The organism is Shewanella glacialipiscicola (assembly GCF_023283485.1).
Taxonomy (GTDB): Bacteria; Pseudomonadota; Gammaproteobacteria; order Enterobacterales; family Shewanellaceae; genus Shewanella; species Shewanella glacialipiscicola.
Genome location: NZ_JAKILU010000030.1, coordinates 15,301 through 36,943 on the forward strand (window position 1 = coordinate 15,301; position 21,643 = coordinate 36,943).

The 21,643-nt window shown below is 42.8% G+C and carries 14 protein-coding genes and 2 pseudogenes; 5 read left to right on the forward strand and 11 right to left on the reverse strand.

Features of this window, described 5'->3' with window-relative positions; translation table 11 throughout:
• Positions 1-82 precede the first annotated feature (82 nt).
• Both L2717_RS16445 and rbsK read left to right on the forward strand, forming a co-directional pair.
• On the forward strand, positions 83-742 hold the full coding sequence (locus L2717_RS16445; RefSeq protein ID WP_220774859.1) for a Bax inhibitor-1/YccA family protein: 660 nt from the start codon (positions 83-85) through the stop codon (positions 740-742).
• Positions 743-1,054: 312 nt separating this feature from the next.
• Positions 1,055-2,272: a ribokinase gene (gene rbsK / locus L2717_RS16450; protein ID WP_220774857.1), complete on the forward strand. Its 1,218-nt coding sequence runs from the start codon at positions 1,055-1,057 to the stop codon at positions 2,270-2,272.
• Between the two features lie 166 nt (positions 2,273-2,438).
• Here rbsK and L2717_RS16455 read toward each other — a convergent pair whose 3' ends face one another.
• The 6 genes from L2717_RS16455 to L2717_RS16480 all read right to left on the reverse strand — a co-directional run bounded on the left by L2717_RS16455 (position 2,439) and on the right by L2717_RS16480 (position 10,000).
• On the reverse strand, positions 2,439-3,413 hold the full coding sequence (locus tag L2717_RS16455) for a nucleoside hydrolase (RefSeq protein ID WP_220774856.1): 975 nt from the start codon (positions 3,411-3,413) through the stop codon (positions 2,439-2,441).
• Positions 3,414-3,913: 500 nt separating this feature from the next.
• On the reverse strand, positions 3,914-6,070 hold the full coding sequence (locus L2717_RS16460) for a TonB-dependent siderophore receptor (protein WP_220774858.1): 2,157 nt from the start codon (positions 6,068-6,070) through the stop codon (positions 3,914-3,916).
• A gap of 301 nt (positions 6,071-6,371) precedes the next feature.
• The gene (locus L2717_RS16465; RefSeq protein ID WP_373316160.1) at positions 6,372-6,836 is read right to left on the reverse strand and encodes a PA2404 family protein; all 465 of its coding nucleotides are present in this window, start codon (positions 6,834-6,836) and stop codon (positions 6,372-6,374) included.
• A gap of 5 nt (positions 6,837-6,841) precedes the next feature.
• Positions 6,842-8,011, reverse strand: a complete 1,170-nt coding sequence (locus L2717_RS16470) for a PepSY-associated TM helix domain-containing protein (RefSeq protein ID WP_220774499.1) — start codon at positions 8,009-8,011, stop codon at positions 6,842-6,844.
• A gap of 235 nt (positions 8,012-8,246) precedes the next feature.
• Positions 8,247-9,032 carry a CLCA_X family protein gene (locus L2717_RS16475; protein ID WP_220774498.1) on the reverse strand — a complete coding sequence of 262 codons (786 nt, stop codon included), beginning with the start codon at positions 9,030-9,032 and terminating at the stop codon, positions 8,247-8,249.
• A 386-nt stretch (positions 9,033-9,418) separates the two neighbouring features.
• Positions 9,419-10,000 (reverse strand): VF530 family protein, encoded by a 582-nt coding sequence (locus L2717_RS16480; RefSeq protein ID WP_220774497.1) that lies wholly within the window; start codon positions 9,998-10,000, stop codon positions 9,419-9,421.
• A 537-nt stretch (positions 10,001-10,537) separates the two neighbouring features.
• Between L2717_RS16480 and L2717_RS16485 the strand changes: the two genes are divergently transcribed.
• A complete protein-coding gene (locus L2717_RS16485; RefSeq protein ID WP_076502157.1) occupies positions 10,538-12,148 on the forward strand; it encodes an ABC-F family ATPase in 1,611 nt (536 codons plus the stop codon).
• A gap of 352 nt (positions 12,149-12,500) precedes the next feature.
• Entirely contained in the window at positions 12,501-15,206 is a 2,706-nt protein-coding gene (locus tag L2717_RS16490) for an acetate--CoA ligase family protein (RefSeq protein ID WP_220774496.1), read from the forward strand.
• A gap of 163 nt (positions 15,207-15,369) precedes the next feature.
• Here the strand turns inward: L2717_RS16490 and L2717_RS16495 are convergent, their stop codons facing one another.
• From L2717_RS16495 to L2717_RS16505, 3 genes and pseudogenes are all read right to left on the reverse strand, one after another.
• Complete coding sequence (locus L2717_RS16495) at positions 15,370-16,398, reverse strand: GGDEF domain-containing protein (protein ID WP_220774495.1); 1,029 nt, start codon at positions 16,396-16,398, stop codon at positions 15,370-15,372.
• A gap of 203 nt (positions 16,399-16,601) precedes the next feature.
• Complete coding sequence (locus L2717_RS16500) at positions 16,602-18,227, reverse strand: phosphoethanolamine transferase (RefSeq protein WP_248938112.1); 1,626 nt, start codon at positions 18,225-18,227, stop codon at positions 16,602-16,604.
• 248 nt (positions 18,228-18,475) lie between these two features.
• Positions 18,476-18,940 (reverse strand): annotated as a pseudogene (locus L2717_RS16505) (prolyl oligopeptidase family serine peptidase); the annotation flags it as partial.
• A gap of 207 nt (positions 18,941-19,147) precedes the next feature.
• Between L2717_RS16505 and L2717_RS16510 the strand changes: the two are divergent.
• Positions 19,148-19,325 (forward strand): annotated as a pseudogene (locus L2717_RS16510) (IS4 family transposase); the annotation flags it as partial.
• Between the two features lie 51 nt (positions 19,326-19,376).
• On the opposite strand, the gene L2717_RS16515 reads toward L2717_RS16510, so the two are convergent.
• Together L2717_RS16515 and L2717_RS16520 are read right to left on the reverse strand one after the other, a co-directional pair.
• On the reverse strand, positions 19,377-19,871 hold the full coding sequence (locus L2717_RS16515; protein WP_220774962.1) for a MarR family winged helix-turn-helix transcriptional regulator: 495 nt from the start codon (positions 19,869-19,871) through the stop codon (positions 19,377-19,379).
• Positions 19,871-21,073 carry a cation diffusion facilitator family transporter gene (locus tag L2717_RS16520; RefSeq protein WP_220774961.1) on the reverse strand — a complete coding sequence of 401 codons (1,203 nt, stop codon included), beginning with the start codon at positions 21,071-21,073 and terminating at the stop codon, positions 19,871-19,873. Before L2717_RS16520 ends, L2717_RS16515 begins: the two co-directional genes overlap by 1 nt.
• Positions 21,074-21,643 lie beyond the last annotated feature (570 nt).

Below are 21,643 nucleotides of genomic sequence, written 5' to 3' on the forward strand. Positions count from 1 at the left end.
TTCATTTTAGGATTTTACGGGAACTTAATTTGCTGTAGAAAATCAAAATGTACAGTTAGGAAATGTGTTAACGGAGAACAACATGAGACAAGAAACTCTATATTCGACAAGTGCCTCAACATTAGAAGTGAATAAGCTTCTTAAAAATACTTACATGCTGTTGTCTATGACATTAGCCTTCTCTGCCCTGTGCGCGGGATTGGCAATGGCGTTAAATATCAGTCCACTCGTCTCGATTGGTTTATCGATTGGTGGCTTGGTGTTGTTGTTTGTAACTTTGCGTAAAGCTGAATCTGCTGCGGGGATCTTCTGGGTATTTGCCTTTACCGGTATGGAAGGCGCATCACTGGGCTATATGCTGAATCACTATGCTGGTATGGCAAATGGTCCACAGCTGATTATGCAGGCACTGGGATTAACTTCAGTGATTTTTATCGCGCTATCCGCCTATGCGGTAACCACTAAGAAAGATTTCTCTTTCCTACGTGGATTTTTATTCGCAGGCTTAATCGTGGTGATTGCCGCCGCTGTGATTAATATCTTTATGGGTAATAGCGTTGCCTTTATGGCAATTAACGCCGGTTTAGCATTATTAATGACAGGTTTTATCCTGTTTGATACTAGCCGGATTGTAAACGGCGGTGAAACAAACTATATCCGCGCGACTATCTCGCTATATTTGGACTTTTTAAACCTCTTCATCGCACTATTGCACCTTATGGGCATAGGCAACGATGATTAATCCTCGTTAACCTAAGTTTAGATAAAACATTATAGTAAAGAGTCCTCTATGTGATTTAGCTTTTTAGCTAATATTAACCCATCACATTGAGGACTTATTCATTCAGAGAGTCAATGTTTTTACGATATCGATAATTTTTATACGCGACTTACTCAGCTTATCTTATGTCATTCACTTAGCTCCAAATCGCTCACAAAACCCCATAGAATCTAAAGGCGATAACAATGTCACCAAACGAACCAGGTCGTTCGTTTGGTATGTTAAGCTATCATCTTCATCACAACTTTTTCAGCAGAAGCGCTATATTCTATTATGAATAAACTAAGTCAAAACGAAAGACGGGCTGTTATTCTCAAGTTGCTTAGTACACATAAACAACTGTCGAATCTACAACTGTCCAACTTACTTGCTGTGACCACCAAAACGGTTCGTTGTGATCTCGTTAAACTAGAAGAAGACGCGCTGGTAAAACGCATTCATGGTGGTGTCACTTTATCTGCGGGATTGGATATCACAAAGTACAGCTTTGATGCCATGTTAGCGGAGTTGATACAACACCATTCGCTATCTAGCAGTGTAGAGATCGATTCAAACCAAGGTAAATTAAAAAAGATGAAACATAATGTATTTGTACTTGGCTCGTTCAATGTTGATATCGTTGCCAATTTAGCGCGTTTTCCCCAACCGGGTGAAACTATGCATTCAAGTAGCAGTAGCATTGGCGCCGGTGGTAAAGGGGCTAACCAAGCTTATGCAGCGGCTAAAAATGGCGCAAACATTACCTTTATGGCCAAAATAGGTACCGACCAATTTAGCCAATTTGCGCGCCAACACTTAAGCAGTACCGGTATAGACAACACCATTATTATTGAATCATCCACCAGCCCAACTGGCACGGCCCTGATTTATGTGAGTGAACAGGCTGGTGAAAATATGATTGCGGTGAACGAAGGCGCCAATATGACGATGACCGCCGAGGACATCTATTCGGCCAAACCGCACATTATTAATACGGAATTATTTTTAACTCAGCTTGAAACCAATTTTGATGCCATCAAATTAGCTATGGAAATTGCCAAAGAGCATGGCGCCAAAGTGATCCTAAACCCGGCTCCCTATCACAATAGAATCCCAGAATTACTGCCTTTGGTGGATATGCTCACCCCGAATGAAACCGAAGCGTCATTAATGACGGGGATAGAAGTGACCGATTTAGACAGTGCCAAACAGGCCGCTATCGCGATCAATGCACTAGGTGTCACCTCGGTGGTGATAACGCGAGGGGGTGATGGCGTATTACTCTATGAAAACGGCCAGTTTACACAAGTTGATGCACTAAAAAGTGCAGTGGTCGATACCACGGGCGCTGGAGATGCATTCAACGGGGCGCTAGTTGCTGAGCTTGCTAAAGGCAAAACGCTGCATCAAGCAGCTAAATATGCCAATGCTTATGCATCATTAGCTGTCGAGCGCTTTGGCGCCGCAAATATGCCCGATGCCTCGCTCGTTGCTGCAAGACTCAATGCCTAAGGTGTAGATGCATAAAACGCGAAAGAGTACGTAATGCTAAATGTATTGTGTACTTTTATCCCCATGACATTAGTGCTCACGAAATTGCGGCTACAAATTAATAGATAAAAAATGCCAGTCAGTGATTAACTGACTGGCTTTTTTACTATCAATCTGCTCTAAGCGCTTATTTCAAACGGGCTGCATAATCGATAATGCTGTTACGGTAGAGTGCTAATAGCTCAGCATCTTTTACCGCTACACCGACCTTTTGCGAGGCTTTATCCATCCATTCATCATGCAAATAAACGCGGCCATCAAATTTCTGAATGGTCATGCCTTCTGCAACACCGTCGGTAACAACCCGTATTGGGCCTTCTCTAAGCGTAAATAGCGCGGGATTAATCACATAGGCAATCGCCGATGGATCATGCACATGACAACCTTCTAGGCCCACTTTTTCAATATAAAACTTTAAATAATAACGGCTAACATCCCAAATAAACTGCCCTACTTCACCTGCATCATCACGCAATTGATCAAGATATTCACGTGTAAAAAAACTTTGCTCTGTAACATCTAAACCGATAACGACTAAAGGCCACGAGGCCGTCAGTACTATATCTGCAGCATGGGGATCGTCATGAATATTTGCCTCAGCAAACGGCGTGACATTACCACGGTGATCATTCTCACCAAAAGCGCCACCCATAATGACGACTTCTTTCACCAAATCCACAATCGTCGGATCGGCTTGAAGTGCTAAAGCAAGGTTGGTCAACGGGCCGATGGCAACCAAGGTTATTTCACCTGGCTCAGCTTTCAATGCATCGATAATGTATTGATATGCGGGACGAGGATCGGCTTGACCTTCTACCTCAGCAGGCACTTTTACATCACCAAAGCCACCTTCACCGTGAACAACCACCGTTGGGCCAACAGGAGGACGAATGAGAGGCTTACTCGCGCCAGTGACAATATCGGCATTCAGTTGGTATTTCTGTTTAAGGTAAAGGGCATTATGAGTCGCATCTTTGATGGTCACGTTACCATAAACCGTGGTAATCGCCTTAAGTTCAATATCTGGATGCGCTTCTGCAAATAGAATCGCAAATACATCATCAATACCGGGATCTGTGTCTAATATAATTTTAGTTGTCATGGGGATCACTGTCCTATCAATTAGGTGAATCGAAACACTATAGGGTTTTACTGAATGTCCTGTCATTATTTTACAGGTTCTTTTAGGTGCATCAAAAAGATACCCGAAACGGATATCAGCAAGCAGAGGTTCATTAGCACTTGTCACTATACAAAGATAATCCTAGTTTAAGTGTGATAGGTCACCAAACTTACCTAAGTAAATGAACATTTCGGTTCACAATCTTCTGAGGAATACTCGCACTTCCTGATAATACATGTATAAGCAGGCCTACTAATACAGCAATATTTGAGCGGTAACCGCGGTTATCAACATAACAACCAGAGATGATCAGTAAAGACGGATGTAAAGCGTTAATGTGGGACTATTGTGTCAGCGCGATGAGTCGTAGGCTAATTAAGGAAATGTAATTACATAATTAATTCAGCGGGGCATCTTTTAAATGTGTAACATAACGTCGTGGCAAGTAGAACTGCCACGACGTTATGTTAGCAAACAGCTTAGAAACGATAATTAAAGCTTACGGTCATATTACGCGGTGTACCATAGTGGTAAACGCTATATGCTGCAGAAGAAGCTGACATATAGGCATAATATTTTTCATCGAACAGGTTCTCTACGTTAAGTTGTAGATCCATATTGTCGGCCAAGTCGTAACGCGCCATCAAGTTGACTAGCGAATAAGCATCTTGTTTAATTGTCACAGCACTTTCAGAATAACTATCACTCTGCCAGTTAACGCCACCACCGACGGTTAACTCAGGCAATAGATCAACAAACTGATAGGTGCTAAATAGTTTAAACTGCTTACTGGGGCTCGTTGTCGCAACGCGTTCACCGGCAGCATCTTCCGCTTTAAATTGCGAATATCCTGCGGTGATGTCCCAACCATCGACAGGCTCACCCACCACTTCTAGCTCGAAGCCTTTACTCTCAGTCCCTTGAGCCGCCTTGTAATAAGTCGTCGGTATACCACCAATGGTGATTGTACCTGCTTCGGTAGCGAGATTATCTTGCTCGATTTGGAATAGTGCTACAGTGGTGTGCAGACGATCATCTAAATAAGCACTTTTTAGACCAATTTCATAGGCTTGACCTTCGAGTGCATCGAGAAAATCACCGTTAATATCTTTATAGTTTTGTGGGTTGAAAATTTCGGTATAACTGGCATAAATACGATGTTGCTCGGTAAGGTCATATAAGGCACCAATATAGGGTACAAATACACCGTTATCACCAAAGTCGGTCACTGTGCCATAGCTAACACCTTCACGGTTCCAGCTTGAAATACGGCCACCAGCAATTAACTTTAAGTCATCAGTGATCGTCAATCGCGTTGCCGCATAAAAACCTTTTTGCTCTGTTTCCATGTCCATCTGACGATTAGCATTAGTTGACCACTGTGGTTCTGTAAATGCCGTGTTTCCCCAGTCAAAGAAATTATCTACCGGCTTATTATCCCAACCAGACATATCGTCGCGGATAGGCTCATAGGTATCCGCATAGGATTTTTGTTTACTGTATAGGGCGCCAACGACCATTTCATGCTGAAGATTAAACAGTTCATAATCCCCTTTGAGCTGGAAATCGACATTGTCAGAATTGCTCTCACCATGGCTGTGATAACGCTGGCCACTTAATCCGGCACCGGTTTCTTTATCAAGTAAACCAGACATATAGATCATTTTGTTGGTTGTTTCATACTCCATACGATTATAGTTGGCTACCAATTGCCAACCATTGCTGAAGTAATGATTCAAGTTAGCAAAATAGTTGATGTTGGTCGTTTCCCAGCGGCTCCAGTCTGCTGCTGTCGTGGTTGATACATCCCAATCGGTAGCCATACCGTCACTAAATACTGCAGGTAATGCGCCCCACATTGCTCCTTTAGGATTATTGTTGTTGTAACTGCCACCCACGCGCAACATAGTGTTATCAGTAATATCGGTATCGATTACACCGTAAAGAATGGTCTTACGGTCTTGATAGAGATCTTGATATGAGTCGCTATTAACATATTTAGCCACCATGCGACCACGTATACTGCCACTGTCATTCAGCCCATTGGAGACATCAGCGGTGATCTGCTTTTTATCCCAACTGCCTGTGGCAACATCAATATTGCCCTGAAGTTCAGTGCTATCAGCATGTTTACGCACCAAATTGATTGAAGCGGACGGATCGCCCGCCCCCGTGAGTAAACCTGTTGCACCACGCACCACTTCAACGCGCTCATACAGTGACACATCAGACACTGTCTCGCCCGCATCGCCGCCTAAGCTCCACGATAATGGTACGCCATCAATCTGATAGTTTTGTACTGAAAACCCGCGAGCACTAAAGTCATTACGGACGTTGTCCGTTTTAGACGAAGATAATCCTATTGCGTTATTAACAACATCAACTACGGTATTGAGTGCCTGATCCTGAATGCGCTCAGCCGTTAAAATCGATACCGACTGTGGGGTTTCCATCAGTGATAACCCAAGGCCCGTCGCCGTATCTATGGTCTTACTGACGGTGTACTTACCTTTTACGGAGATTTTTTCGATGTTTTGAGTATTGGTATCAGTTGTTGATTGTTCTTCGGCTAAAACCACTAAAGGGGTTAACGCCAAAGTAATCGCGGCAGCAAGGGGAAGTAAATTAAATCGCATGGTCTTTTCGGTGGTTTGTGTAAAGTACACATACGATAACACTATTGCGAATCACTTTCATTTGTATTTTGGTGATTTGGGTAACAAATTACCTATTATAAGTGAAAATAATCAATGCCTAAATGATGCTATTGCCTATATCTGGTGCTGGTAGGCATTTTTGATAGGGCAGCGTTATCTTTCTAACCGGTTTAGACAGGGGTTTTTAATCTAAGCGGTGACCCATTCGTTAACTATTCGAATGGGTTGCCGCTGTTGAGCATTTCTATCGTAAGCCTCGTTAATATTTACTGAATGTTATTTATTGGGCGAGTAGCTCATTAGGTATAGGCCACTTTGCGACCTGCCATTCACCTTGCCAATTCTCTATTGATACCCATAGGTTATCGGTGGCGGTTAAACTTTTTGCGGCAATGGCATGCACATGCTGACCATGTTTATTACCATGTACAACACCATTCTCACTGCGTTGTAAAATATCCAGTGGTAATGCTTCTGGACCAATATTGGCATAGCCTTGACGTATATTGCCTATATCGCCTTGCTCAAATATCAACATAAAATCTTTCACATAATCATCATGATGTGTATAGGGCGTGTTGAGATCTAATGGCATTGGCGCAATCTTAAACTCACCGACTTGCTGCGATGGCCATGCGGGTGGAAACGTGGGCGTTAAAGATTGATAAAGAAACAACAACGGCAGCAACAGAATGAGGCCATTGAGTTTATATTTATTTTTTTGCCAAAAAAGCGCGTAATTCATCGCCATTATCGAGCCTCTCCTAATATTTGTGCACCTAAGTCATCTGACTCTTGCGCTTTAAATGCGCGCACATGACGTAATCCCCACATCATAAACCCCGTGATCGACATGCCTGATAATATCAGTCCAAAAATGAACCAAATCATCTTGGTCCAAATCCCGCCTAAAGTGCCGTAATGCAGTGGATCTGCAAGATGCATAATAGTTTGCATTGCTGTCATTGTGTCAGGTGATGAGGCACTTGCCACCTCCCCCGTCCAAGGGTTAATACTGAGGTTATAAACGTTTTGGTCGTAAAAAATATAATCACCGCCACCGCTTAAATGATACATGTCGCGATGATGTTCAGGTTTCATCACATAGCTGGGCTGAAAATCAGGGAAGCGTGTTTGCGCTAATGTTAACGCTTGTGTAAATGAAACGCTGGCTATGGGTGAGCTTGTGTCACCTTTCGGGCTAAAGGGCAATTGCTCAACGGCAATTAGTGGTGCATGGGGCTCGATATCAATATCTGCATGCCAAAAAATTGCTTGCACTAAATACCATAATCCGGTCAACGACATAATGGCAATAAACCAGATTGACCACACACCGGATAATTTATGTAAATCAGCTAAGAGTGTTTTTTTACCTTGATTGATACGTAATTTAGGCGCAAAAAAACTCCGCCAAAAACGCTTGTAAACAATCAACCCAGTAACAAGCGACGCCAACATAAATAGTGCCATCGAACAAACGAGGTAATAACCGACGCTATAACTGCCATGCCAAGGGAATAATAACCAAGAGTGTAAGGAGCGCATAAAACCAATAAACGTCATGCCCTCATTAATCTGTTGAATTTCGCCAGTATATTGGTTGACGTAAGCAATAGCGTAGGGTTTATCTACGTCAGTCAACATGATTGCATTCACCAGATAAGGCTCAAAAGTCATCGCGCCGGTAACTGCCGCCGTTGGGTGTGCCTGCTCAACAATGGTCATTAACTCACTAACGGGTTTAGCCGCTAAATTATCGGGATTTAATGCTCTAGACGCAGGGTTAGTTAACCAGGTTATTTCATGGCTCAATACTGCAATCGTGCCCGTCAAACAGATAAAACAAAATAATAACCATATTGGGAGTGATACCCAACCATGCAACATAAACCAGAACCGGTTACTGACCTTTGCCATTTGTGACTTTCCTAATACTTCTTTAATCTTGGTATTGTAAAGGTAATACGAATTGTTATCAATCCGGTGGGCTGGTTATTATTTTCAATTAGAATGCCAAACACAAAAAACGATGATGGGGAATCATGATGCATAAAACCTTACTAGCTACGCTCATTTCGAGTCTATTATTTACGTCGCGTTTATTGACTTAAGATTACTCAAGGACAGGTTTCAAAGTACTTGAAAATGGGAGTTACTGCGACGTTTTACCTAGTGCGATGCCTAACGGTTCAAAGTAATTGATTAATGCTTGAAAAATGCGTTGTCGGTGGCTTTCATCTGGATAAGCGCCCTCCTTTGCTAATGCTGAAAAACGCGTACCTGACACCAAATAGGGGTTTGAAATCTCGGAATAAGACTCAATACATGCTTCAAAGGCCCGCGCCATCATCTCCGTCGGGCGCGAGAAATACTGCGTTTGGTATTTTTTGTCTAATGCTATCGCTCGGTGCACATAATCGTGGGGCTCATCGTTATTGCCAGTTAAAAATGTCACCTTAAAGATGTCAGATAATCGTGTATTGAGTGGATGTTCGATAATGGGTAAATCGGCTAACCAAAGATCGCTCGCACATTGAAAGCGCTTCGTCGACGATTTGAAGGATTTTTCTGCAATGTAATGGTCAAACGCATGCCAAAACTCATGAGCTAATGCACCTGCACCCGCATTTTTAGCTAACGCTAACTCTCGAGTCGCGGGCGCATAATGGGCCTGCACGCCCTTTTGTCCACCATGACCAAAGGCCAAACTCACCGTTTGCCGCAGCCCTAAAGTCAAGGGGGGGAATTTTAAGATAAACGCCAGATCGGCGAGCGAATCAAACACCAAATCCGCCGCAATACGCGATTCTTCCCGCGTAACCCAGCGGCCAACGCGCACATGGCTAAAACCAAAGGTCTGTTTGATATCCAAAAAAGTCACCTGTTCGCCAAATCGATAATCTGGCCCGTGGCGAGTATATTGCTGATTGATTAACACGGCTTACCTTGAGCTTGTCGCGCACGATGGATGATTAATAATGGCGTTTACAGGGATATTTTAGAGGAAATAGCAACGGCATAATAGACATGTTACAAAGATAGTAGGTATACATACTTATTCTAAAATATGCAATTTTAAAAATATAAACCCGAGAATTTTTTAACCAAAATGCAAATGAATGAATTTATATTCAATTTAAACCACGTTAGCTCTGTCCTGCGGCTAACGTGGATACAGAAAATGGAGTCTAGGATTAACACCTCGGCACAGATACAGGGGCGATACTGAATGCCCAAAATTACCACCAATAAATACGTTTAACTGATTGGTGTGATGCGCCTCAATGGTATCTTATCTGCGTGACATTATTGCCAAGCACAACCCTAGCCGCGTTTAGTGCCCCATGGATCATTATCATCAGTTGATGGACTCGGCCCTGAGCGCTCCGTTGTTCTCGGTTCTGACCTGTCTCGACGCTGTGTATAGCCGTTATCTGAACTGCCATAGGAAGAACCTGAAGCGCTTTTGCTACGGTGGTTTACGCCTGAGTTTACCCCGCGTCCACCCATGGATTTTTTAGCCGAATTTGGATGCCGGTTACCTGCTTCGTATTCTGCACTGGCTTGGGCCTGCATTTGGGCGATGGATTCTATTGTTAATTCCATCGGTTTACGCGGTGCTAAACCCGCGGCAAATCCTCTTTCACGTGGCTTGAGCTCAAATTGCTCACCAATAGCCTTAGGCATACGCTTAAAGCGATATAGGTAAAAGTTTTCAACTTTCTCCCGCGCCCACTCCGTTTTTTTGAGAAAAGTAATACACGCTTCAACGGTAGGATTGGTATTAAAGCAGCCTAACTTCAATGCTGCATATAAAATTTTCCAGCCATAAAAGTCGACTAACTCGGTGATCATGGTCTCGAGTTTAAGGCCGTGTAATGGATTATTTTGTTGCTCTTCAATCATGGTAGTTCCAAATTCAGCCCAATTGGCTGATTTTACTGTATTAGTTTACTTTAAGTATGTTGTCTATTAGGTGAATGCCCTTTAGACCAACAGGGCAAAACTGGAGGAATAATAACGGTAAATACGCTAAACGCCTCCTTTTATTTACTGAGCATGGGGCTAAGTGGGCCTACAGCCGTATTAAATCCACATAAAACGACTAGCGACTATCGTAAAAATTTACCATTAACAGTGTATATGCTGGCGTAACTGCTATCGTGCCAAAGGCTTAACACTCATCTACCTTATTATCGCCCCCACTGATAACACGGCGACAAAGTGCATTATAACGCCTTCCTAATTAGTAGTTACATCATCCGATTTATAGCATGGCTTACATACTTGCTCGCATCTTTGGGTCTTAGTCTGTATACTCCGCGACCTTATTATTCCAACTTTAGCGCAAACTTAATGTTTGGCTGGTGTTGGCAAAGCGCATGTTTCATTTTGAGGCTTGTTTGTCACCCTCCCCGTTAGCAAATACCTAGGAAAGCTCCTTTGATCTCTACCGCGAACATCACGATGCAGTTTGGCCCAGAGCCATTGTTTGAAAATATTTCAGCGAAATTTGGCAATGGTCACCGTTATGGTTTGATTGGCGCAAATGGCTGCGGCAAATCGACCTTTATGAAGATCCTTAGCGGTGCTTTAGCACCAACCTCAGGTAATGTGTCCATCACACCCGGCTTAAAAGTCGGTACTCTGAGCCAAGATCAATTTGCGTTTGAGCAATACAGTGTCATTGATGCGGTGATCATGGGTGATGTTGCCCTGTGGAAAGTCAAACAAGAACGCGATGCTATTTACGCCAAGCCTGACATGACAGAAGACGATGGCATGCGTGTAGGTGATTTAGAAAGCGAATTTGCTGAAATGGATGGTTACAGCGCCGAAAGCCGCGCGGGTGAAATTCTGCTAGAAGCGGGGATTGAAGAATCCTTCCACTACGGTTTAATGCAACAAGTCGCACCGGGTTGGAAATTACGCGTCTTGCTAGCACAAGCACTGTTTGCTAACCCAGATATTTTGCTGCTCGACGAGCCGACCAACAACTTGGATATCCATACCATCACCTGGTTGGAAGCCGAGTTGAACAAACGTAAATGCACCATGATTATTATTTCCCATGATAGGCATTTTTTGAATGCCGTTTGCACCCACATGGCCGATATCGATTACGGTGAACTGCGCATTTACCCAGGTAACTACGAATACTTCCTTGCCCAATCAGCCTTGATCCGTGAGCAATTATTATCAGGCAATGCTAAGAAAAGTGCTGAAATCGAAGAATTACAAGACTTCGTTAACCGCTTTGGTGCTAACGCTTCTAAAGCTAAACAAGCTAGCTCACGCGCAAAGAAAATGGACAAAATTAAACTGGATGATGTGAAATCATCTAGCCGTATCCACCCTTCTATTCGCTTTGACGCGGGCAAAAAAATGCATCGCCAAGCATTGATTTTAGAAGATTTAGCCCACGGATTTGATGGCGAAGTGTTATTCGAAGGTGGTGATTTAATCCTCGAAGCTGGCGCTAAACTGGCTATTATCGGCGAAAACGGTGTAGGTAAAACGACCTTTTTACGCTGTTTAGTCAACGATTTAGAGCACAACAAAGGCGTGGTCAAGTGGTCAGAAAACGCATCAATCGGTTACTGTCCACAAGACAGCAGCAGCGAGTTTGATAATGACTACACACTGATGGATTGGATGAGCCAATGGCGCTTACCTAAGCATAACGATTTAATGGTGCGCGCCATGTTAGGTCGCTTGCTGTTTACCGAAGATGATGCCAACAAAAAAGCCCGTAACTGTTCTGGTGGTGAGAAAAACCGCTTGTTATTCGGCAAGTTAATGATGCAAGACATCAACGTGTTGATCATGGACGAACCGACTAACCACATGGATATGGAAGCGATTGAAGCATTAAATAATGCTTTGAAAGATTTTGAAGGTACTTTGATATTTGTTAGCCATGACCGAGAGTTTGTATCGTCATTAGCAACACGTATCATTGATATTAAAGATAAAAAGATAACAAACTTCCAAGGCACTTTCGAAGAATATCTTTCAAGCCAAGCTGAAATGGAAGCGAGAAAAAGCGCGTAATATTGCTCGGCTAACTCGTATCGATTAACCCAGCGTTATCGCATTTAAGAGTCGTCATTGGTATCCAATGACGACTTTTTTATTACGAGTAAAACAATCTCCTATAAAGTTATCTATGGTATTAACAGGTAATAAACGCATCCACATTGCATTAATTCGACCGGTTAAAACGCTTACCTTAGTATCATTTCAAACATTAATATCTGTCTCTAAGCGGCGAAGGATAAAACGCTCTTTTTAACAAATTAAGGATCTACTCGCTTACATATCTCACCAATACAAAAACTTAACGGTGCAGTCCTTAAACCCCTAGGTTACACTGGCTATGTCATTGACTGGGATGGAACCGCTTATGAGCCAACGTACGTTACACTCCTTATTTAAACCCACCTCGGTGGCCATTATTGGCGCATCCAATACTGAAAAACGTGCTGGTAACGTGTTGATGAAAAACCTGCTATCCGCGGGATTTTCTGGGCCAATCATGCCAGTCACACCTAAATATCGGGCGGTGATGGGCGTGCTCGCGTATCCCAATATTCAGGCTTTACCGATTAAGCCCGATTTAGCGGTTATTTGTACTCGTGCTTGCCGTGTGCCCGCCATTGTTGAAACCCTTGCTCAGTTTGGCTGTAAAGTCGCCATTATTATGGCCTCTGGTATGGCGCAGGAATTTAACGAGGAAGGCGTGAGCTTACTTGAACTGACCATGCAACATGCAAAACGTTATGGCATGCGGATTCTTGGGCCAAATAGTTTAGGAATATTATTACCAACGCTGGGGTTGAACGCCAGCTTAGCCCATGCAGGTGCCCTTCCTGGTAAAATCGCCTTTGTGTCACAGTCTGCGGCAATTTGTACCACAGTGCTTGATTGGGCAAATAATAAAGGCATTGGTTTTTCTTCTTTTATTTCCCTTGGTGATGCTACCGATATTAGTTTTGATGAGTTACTGGATTACCTTGGCCGCGACAGCCGTACCAGTGCGATTATGCTTTATATCGATTCAGTCAATGAAAAGCGCCATTTTCTCTCTGCAGCGCGCGCAGCTTCACGCAATAAACCTATCTTAGTAATTAAATCAGGTCGAAGCCCTGAGGGTGCGCGTGCGGCAAAACTGCACACGGGCGGCGTGGGCGGAAACGATGCGGTGTACGAAGCGGCGTTTCGCCGTGCTGGTATGCTGCGGGTTAACGATTTAATTGAATTATTTGCTGCGGTAGAAAGCCTCGCGCATTCTAATCCGCTGCAAGGTGAGCGTTTAGGTATCATCAGTAATGGTGGCGGCCCAGCGGTGCTTGCGGTCGATGAGCTCATTATGCGCGGCGGTAAACTTGCCGAGCTTACCGATGGCACGATTGCACTACTTGATGGCGTGTTACCCAATATATGGTCAAAACAAAACCCACTGGATATTATTGGCGATGCTAACGCAGAACGTTATGCTAAAGCGTTAAATATTTTGATGGATAGCAATGAATTAGATGCCATTTTAGTGATGCACTCTCCATCAGCATTGGGTGAAAGTGTTGAAATAGCCGATGCATTAATTAAAACCATTCATGCGCATCCTAAAAAGAATCGTTTAAATATTCTCACTAACTGGAGCGGTGAAGATTCAGCTTATCAAGCTCGTAAACGCTTTACCAAAGGTGGCATTGCAACCTATCGTACGCCCGAAGGTGCTGTCGGTGCTTTTATGCACATGGTGGAATACCGCCGCAACCAAAAGCTGCTGCAAGAAGTACCGCAATCGATTCCCGATAATATCCCTACCGATAGCCAAACGGCACGCAAATTACTGCAAGCGGCTCAAGCTAAAGGTAAATCCGTATTAGAAACTCACGAGGCCAGCCCTATTTTGCGTGCCTATGGGCTTAATACTATCGACACTTGGTTTGTCAAAGATGCCGATGAAGCCGTAGCCATTGCGAACGAAGCGGGCTATCCCTTAGCCTTAAAAGTGCAATCCCCCAATATTTTGCATAAATCCGATGTTCACGGGGTGATGCTCAATTTAACCTCGGCCGAAGATATCCGTCACGCGGCGAGTGCGATTACCCAAAGGGTGCATCAAGCCAATCCTGAGGCGATTATTGAAGGCATGATAGTGCAGAAAATGGCCTTAACCGCAGGCGCGCAAGAAATTCGTGTGGCAGTGATAAGCGATCCCGTATTTGGCCCTGCGATTTGTTTAGGTGAAGGCGGCTCAGAATGGGATCCGACTAATGACGCCGCCGTGGCACTGCCACCACTGAATATGGCACTGGCACGGTATATGGTGATCCAAGCATTAAAGACCCATAAATTAAAAGACCGACATTTACCGTTGGGGCTCGATATGAATGCCCTGTGCGTAATGCTCACGCAAATATCGCACATCATTATCGATTGTCCTGAAATCGCCTCGTTAGATTTAAATCCTGTTTTAGCCGCAGGTGAAAACATCACCCTGCTTGATGTGAATATCCGTTTGCATGAGGCGAATGCTGACAACTCTACTCGCATGGCCATCATGCCGTATCCAAAAGAGTTAGAAGAATTTGCCGTGCTTAAAAATGGCCTTAAGGTCATGCTGCGACCGATTTTACCGGAGGATGAACCAAAGCATTTAGCCTTTGATAACTCGCTATCCGATGAAGACAGATACAAGCGTTATTTTGGCGTGCGCTCAAAAATGACCCATGAAGAAATGGCGGTGTTAACTCAAATCGATTATGCCCGCGAAATGGCTTTTATCGCCACCGCCAAAGGTCCTGATGGCGATGATATTACGCTTGGCGCGGTGCGCGCTTCAATTGATCCTGATAATACAGAGGCCGAATTTGCCATGGCTGTGCGCGGCGATCACCAAGGTATAGGTTTAGGTAAGTTATTACTGGAAAAGCTAATTAAATATTATCAAGCCAATAACACTCCTGTGCTTGCAGGGTTTACCATGTTTGAAAATCGTAATATGGCAAGTTTAGCTAAAAGTTTAGGCTTTAAAGTCACCTTCGATATGGAGGAACATTTAATCAAAATGCACATGGATTTAACGCCGCCCAGTGATAAATAGCAGTTATCTATAACGCACTTATTGTTTTGTAAACTACAGACCACAGCGCCGCAAATTATTGCGGCGTTGTGTTATTTAAGGTTATTTCTTGGTGAAATATGATTGGGATTTTTTGTCTTTAAATATAAATACCTACAACACAGCCATTTACATTGACAGCGGTTCAACCTCTAACGCAATTACGGCCTTCTGCTTTAGCTTGATAAAGCGCTGTATCTGCACGACTAAATAGAGTTTCGGCATCGTCACCTTGTTGCAATGAAGCCAGTCCGATAGACACAGTAATCGCACCGAGGGAAAGCTTTTTATCTTTGCCTATGGTCAAGTGGCGCTCAGAAATACGTTCGCGCAGATTTTCAGCCACTTGTAATGCGTCATGAAAATGCGTATTAGGTAACACCACTACAAATTCCTCACCGCCATAACGCGCTACAAAATCGTCGCCACGCACACATTGCTTTAACGCCAATGCGACATAGGCCAACACTTTATCGCCGGTTAAATGGCCGTAGGTATCGTTAAAAGCTTTAAAGTTATCAATATCAATTAGCAACAAGCTACAGCGGGTTTGGTGATCTTCGGCGTGGTGAATTTGATCCTGAATACTCAGCTCATAAGCGCGGCGATTGTGCAACGACGTCAATTGGTCTGTCATCGCCGCTAGACTCAGGTTTTCCATTTCCGATTTAAGACTTTGCACTTCTTGACCCATAGTGCGTAAGCTTTGCTCCATATCACGAGTGTTGATAAGCAGCATTTGCATCTCATCGACAACACCATCAACCAGCTCATTTAAGGTATGAATATCGGGCTTAGTTTGAAGAAGCAAACCAAACTCGGCTAACGAGCCCGAGAACGCAGTGGTACCTTGATTGAGTTGACTGATTTTAGTCATTAGGCTGTTGATCAGAATTTGCGTTTCAATCTGCACATTTTCAATGACTTCGGGTGATTGCTCTTGAATAAAGTTCTTATACAGGCTGGTATTTACCTCCTTGGTAAAAGAAACAGAATTAGCCAAAAAACCATCAATCGCACGGTTTAAATCAAGATTTGTTCCAGAAAAATACTCATACCAAACGGTGTAGTTTTCAGGCGTAACCGGAATTTCAAGGGATGACATTCGCGGTACCGCCAAACGCAAAATGTGCGCGGCAGAATTAAGCTCTTTATTTTCTGCAGTTGGAGACATAAATCGTAAACCATATAAATGTTATATTTTTGTATACCTTAAGTTAACTCAACTACTTTAATTTGGATATGGGGAAATGAATTATTATCATGAGAAGTAAAAGAAAAGAGGATGTTATCACCCTCTTTAACAGTAAAAAATGGGATTAATGACTGCGATTAACCAAACGCTATAACATCATCCCTGCAACAAACCTTGATGCTTTAGCCACGGCAACGGGCAAAGATATCTAACTCTGGCTTATACACTGCTGTTTTGACATTCATTAGGCCTAATAGACTGTCGAATAAATTGTCATGGGAAAACCCGCCTTTGGCTGCATGCTGCGCTAAACAAGCCATATCTAAATGATTATCCTGGCTAAAATCCTTTGATATCCAAGCAAGCATCGGAATACTCGTTTGTTCAACGGGGGCAATACGGTAAGGTGCGCCATGCAAATACATGCCCTTTTCACCTAAAGACTCACCGTGATCGCTAAGATACAACATGGCAGAGTCAAATTTATCTTGCTGATTTTGTAATTTTTTAACCACCTCACTGATGATGTAATCAGTATATAAAATGGTGTTGTCGTAAGTGTTCATTAGCTCAGTAGCACTACAGTTTTGAATATCACTGCGTTGACAATCGGGCGTAAATTTACGGTGCTCTGGCGGATAGCGTAAAAAATAAGTTGGCCCGTGACTGCCGATAATATGTAAAACAATCACAGTATCTTTGCGCTCTGCGTTAGCTAAAGCCTCATCTAACTTATTGAGTAACACTTGATCAAAACAATATTCTCCAGAACATAATTTAGGATCGCTTTTTAAATTAATGGTGATATTTTCGACTTGGTCACACACACCTTTACAGCCAGAGTCATTATCAAACCATTGTACTTTAATGCCAGCATGATCAAGTACATCCACCGCAGTATCTTGGGCATAGGCGCGGCGAGCATCGTAATCCTCTCGCCCCATGCGTGAAAACATACAAGGCAGAGACACCGCAGTCGCCGTGCCACATGAGCTGGTATCTTTAAATACGGTAAGCCCTTGATCTTGGGTATGGGCGTTAGTTGGTTTGTCATAGCCATAATATTGATGGTTCATCGAGCGCGCGGTTTCACCCACCACCAAAATTAATAAGTTAGGTTTACCGTTGGGGTTAGCACTGACATTTTTAGCATCCAGCCCCAGTTGTTCATACTGCATCGGTGTTTGTAAATAACGCACATTAATATATTTAGATGCGGCGCCAATAAAATAGGTCGGTACGACATAGCGTTTCAACTCGTCATGATTACGGCCAAAGGAGGCATAATCTTGAAAATAGAAGAAAGCAATCACACCAAGACCTGCCAACATGGTTAGCATAAACAGCACCTTATGTAGCAGCTCCTTTAAGAAAGGCTTATATTGAATATCCACTTTATAGATAAGGTACGCAGGTAGAATCCCTGTTAGTAACATGTTCATGATTGAAGCGAAATTCACATACATTAACGCTTCGGCAGGATTAGTTTGAAAGGTGTTTTCAATCATGCCGTAATCAAACACGACGTTGTATTCATACGCGGCAAAAAAAACGCTCGATGACAATAACGTGAGCATGATGAAAAATGGCTTCAGAAGATATTTTGTCGTAAATAATGAAAATACAAAACTAAGTGCAAAAGTTAAAAATAGCGGCATAGTCGCGATAAAGATGGGATCTACATCAGTTTGTTTTTCCAAGCCTTTTTTAATGATGCCAAATAATGGAATATTGAAAATACAGACGAAATATAACGCGATGATAAAAGTGAATTGATTCACTGATAGAGTTTTAAATCTTGCTAACACTGCTATAACTCTCTCAAATTAATAATTTATCGAAGCTAACTTATTTATCTTAAGATAATCTTACGACTTAAATTTAGCCTATGATAACAAACTCTTGCATATGGCTCAAATCGCCCAGTAAAAATACAACATAATAAAAACATAAATACAACAACTTGCAGCAAGAGCAAAATAGAAAACGGCCGAACTCCAAGAAGTTCGACCGTTTTTTTGTTCCCCAACCTATTAGGGACTTGCTCGGTTTGCCACTAATTTGCAGCTAATTTGTTAAAATATGTAAATTCTGTGGCAATTATCGTAACTGCTGTAATTAAGTAGGCAAACGCCATTGAATTAAGTTCCGCAGCTTGATTATTATCTGCAGCGCCAGCGTGGCCACCTTCATTATTTTCGTAGTACAACACATCAATCCCTATGTCTTTCATCTTAATTACCATCTTACGAGCGTGACCTGAGTGAACCTGGTCGTCACGTGTAGAGGTAGTGAAAAAGACTTTTGGATAATGCACGTCTTTATGCCGATTATGATAAGGCGAGTAGCTTTTAATGTACGCCCATTCCTCTGGAATATCAGGGTTACCATATTCGCCCATCCAGCTAGCACCCACTAGCAACTTATTGAATCTAAACATATCAACTAGAGGGACTTGGCACTCCAACCCAATATATTTATCTTCTTCTGCGTGAAGCTGACCACTCATACTGAGAACTCCGCGATGCACAAAGGTAATAATGGATGATTCATTCGATTCCTTTAAGCAACGTCCATCTTGAATTTTGTGCTTACATTAGCTTAATTAATCGCTAGCTCAACGATTAACTCAGTAATAATGCAACAGAGTGCAAGGGATAATAATAGAAGATGATTAATCTAGAATGAATCGCGTTTTTAAAGATTTATTGCTATAAAAAAGCGCCTTAAGCTGACACAACTACCATCACAAACGCTGGGGAATGTCCCCAGATATATTGGATATAGAACGCAATGCAAGACAATTTAAGTTGGATAGTAAACGGGAAAGGGTTTATCCAAGAGTGCTTAAAATAAGCAAAAACAAGTATCCAATTAGACCAAATAAAAATGCCGTTCACTCTTAAGTGAACGGCATTACCTACGAGGGACGCTTTTAGTAAATAAAATAGGCTACATTAAAACTCGTTATTCATGCGTGACAGTAAATTAACCAACACGACTCGTTCCTCACGGCTCATTTTTGCGGTGAGATCTGTGGTGAGCTGTAGATGTAGTGCATCATGCTCAAGGAACAAAGTTTGCCCCTTGTCAGTTAATTCCACCAAAATCGAACGGCGATCGGTTTCATGGGGACGACGTACGACCCACTGTGCCTCTACCATTTTATCAATTTGCACTGTCAACGTGCCGGTCGTGACACCAATTTTATCCGCCAGTTCTTTCATCCGCATGGCACCGTGCACGCCAAGCAACTCAATAGTATGCACCTGCGATAGACTAAAGCCTTTATCACGTACTATGGCGTGCTCCCAAGATGACAGTTTTTCGTAAAACTCAATAATCACATGATTTAATGCATGATCTGTTGAATGTGCGGCTGTTGAATCAGCAGCAGTCGAATCAGAGTCACTTGCTTGCAAGTTTGATGAATGATGATGTGCAACAGTCATTAGGCTTCCTTAGCCATACACTCGCGCTGACGACAAGTATGGAGTTCAATAGTGATATGGGACAACTCAGGAAATTGTGACAGTAACTGATTAAAATAGCTGGCATCTTTTGGTGAATGGGACACGATAGATACCATAATAGCATGGTGATCGGCGCTCACTCGCCAAAGATGTAAATCGGCAATGTGATGATCGGGTACAGCCTCAATGGTTTCTGCCACTTTACGCTGCAATGATGCTTTAACACCACCATCGAGCAAGATAGGACTCGTTTGCTGAATAAGCCCCCATGACCAACGGCTGATAATCACCGCCCCCACAATCCCCATAATCGGGTCGAGCCAAGTCAGTCCCATGTATTTGCCAAACAACAAGGCAGCGATGGCGAGCACTGACGTTAACGCATCAGCTAAAACGTGAAAATAGGCGGCGCGAAGATTGTGATCATGGCCACCTTGGGCCTTCTGGCCCTTATGCTCAACAGCATGGTGATCCTCTTCATGATGGCAATGGCTATGATCATGAGGACTTTCATCGTGTGCATGTGAGTCATGGTGCATATGTGGGGGCTCATCATGTGAACGAGCCGTATGGGTGTGATTGTCATGGGCGTGTGCCTGGCTATTGTTATGTGCATGATCGTCTTCATGATCATGTTGATGCCCATGATCGTGGTGATGCCCATGGTCGTGGGTATGGTGATCTTTGAGTAAAAACACACTCAGCACATTAACGCTTAAACCTATCACCGCCACAAAAATAGCTTCGTTGAAATGAATTTGCTCGGGGTTAATCAACCGCATTGCCGATTCAATCACCATCACCAATGCGACTAAACCTAAAGCTATCGCACTGGTGTAACCGCCAAGTACACTTACCTTGCCCGTACCAAAAGCAAAAGCAGGATCGTTAGCGTGTTTACGGGCATAGGAATAAGCGAATAAAGTGATCATAAAGGCCGCAGCATGGGTGCCCATATGCCAACCATCGGCCAGCAGCGCCATAGAACCGTAAATGGTTCCGGCGGCAATTTCAGCCACCATAGTCACGATAGTCAAATACAGTACATAACGCGTATTTTTCTCACCTTTTCTATTTAGGCTCGAAAACTGATGGGAATGCTGCCACGGCGTGAGCGAGTGCCCTATCCCATGGCTCGTTTCGGCATGATGTAAATGTTGTTCGCTTGTGGTTGATTCCATCGTGTAATCCTTTCCCTGCACTATCAATAATTAATACTGGGATTATAGTTTGAAAATCAAAATACATGAATAACGAAATACATTAAAGCCAAAAATAATGACTATCAAGCTATTGTGGCCTCAAACATTATCATTCATAACGGCAGTGATACTATCTTATCCGCCGATTGATGATAAACCTTAAGAACTTACTTTTAGTACAAGCAAAGCATTGAAAAATAGATTAAATGATATAGTGGCATGTCAGAATCGAGGGTACAAAAACCATAAATTATAATGAGACTATGGTTAAAATAACAAAGGTTAAGATGACAAATTCCTACTTTAATGATGAGTAATGGCTTAACTTGAAATCTCATCTTCAACCCATAAATTGATAGCAATAACATGAATCACGTTTTGCTGAGGCAATAACAAATACGGTTCATGGTTTTTTTATAATATTATTTAACCCTTTGTTGAATATCCTGCGTTTGTAGTGAAGTGGCATAGTGAATTTGGCCACCTAATAAGAAATGTTATGATCTCATTCATAGCGAATTTAGGTGACAAAATGAATAAAAGTAAACG

Coding starts and splice junctions, on each gene's coding strand:
- L2717_RS16445 (WP_220774859.1), top strand. CDS start 83: ATGAGACAAGAAACTCTATATTCGACAAGTGCCTCAACATTAGAAGTG.
- rbsK (WP_220774857.1), top strand. CDS start 1,055: ATGAATAAACTAAGTCAAAACGAAAGACGGGCTGTTATTCTCAAGTTG.
- L2717_RS16455 (WP_220774856.1), bottom strand. CDS start 3,413: ATGACAACTAAAATTATATTAGACACAGATCCCGGTATTGATGATGTA.
- L2717_RS16460 (WP_220774858.1), bottom strand. CDS start 6,070: ATGCGATTTAATTTACTTCCCCTTGCTGCCGCGATTACTTTGGCGTTA.
- L2717_RS16465 (WP_373316160.1), bottom strand. CDS start 6,836: ATGAATTACGCGCTTTTTTGGCAAAAAAATAAATATAAACTCAATGGC.
- L2717_RS16470 (WP_220774499.1), bottom strand. CDS start 8,011: ATGGCAAAGGTCAGTAACCGGTTCTGGTTTATGTTGCATGGTTGGGTA.
- L2717_RS16480 (WP_220774497.1), bottom strand. CDS start 10,000: ATGATTGAAGAGCAACAAAATAATCCATTACACGGCCTTAAACTCGAG.
- L2717_RS16490 (WP_220774496.1), top strand. CDS start 12,501: ATGAGCCAACGTACGTTACACTCCTTATTTAAACCCACCTCGGTGGCC.
- L2717_RS16495 (WP_220774495.1), bottom strand. CDS start 16,398: ATGTCTCCAACTGCAGAAAATAAAGAGCTTAATTCTGCCGCGCACATT.
- L2717_RS16515 (WP_220774962.1), bottom strand. CDS start 19,871: ATGACTGTTGCACATCATCATTCATCAAACTTGCAAGCAAGTGACTCT.
- L2717_RS16520 (WP_220774961.1), bottom strand. CDS start 21,073: ATGGAATCAACCACAAGCGAACAACATTTACATCATGCCGAAACGAGC.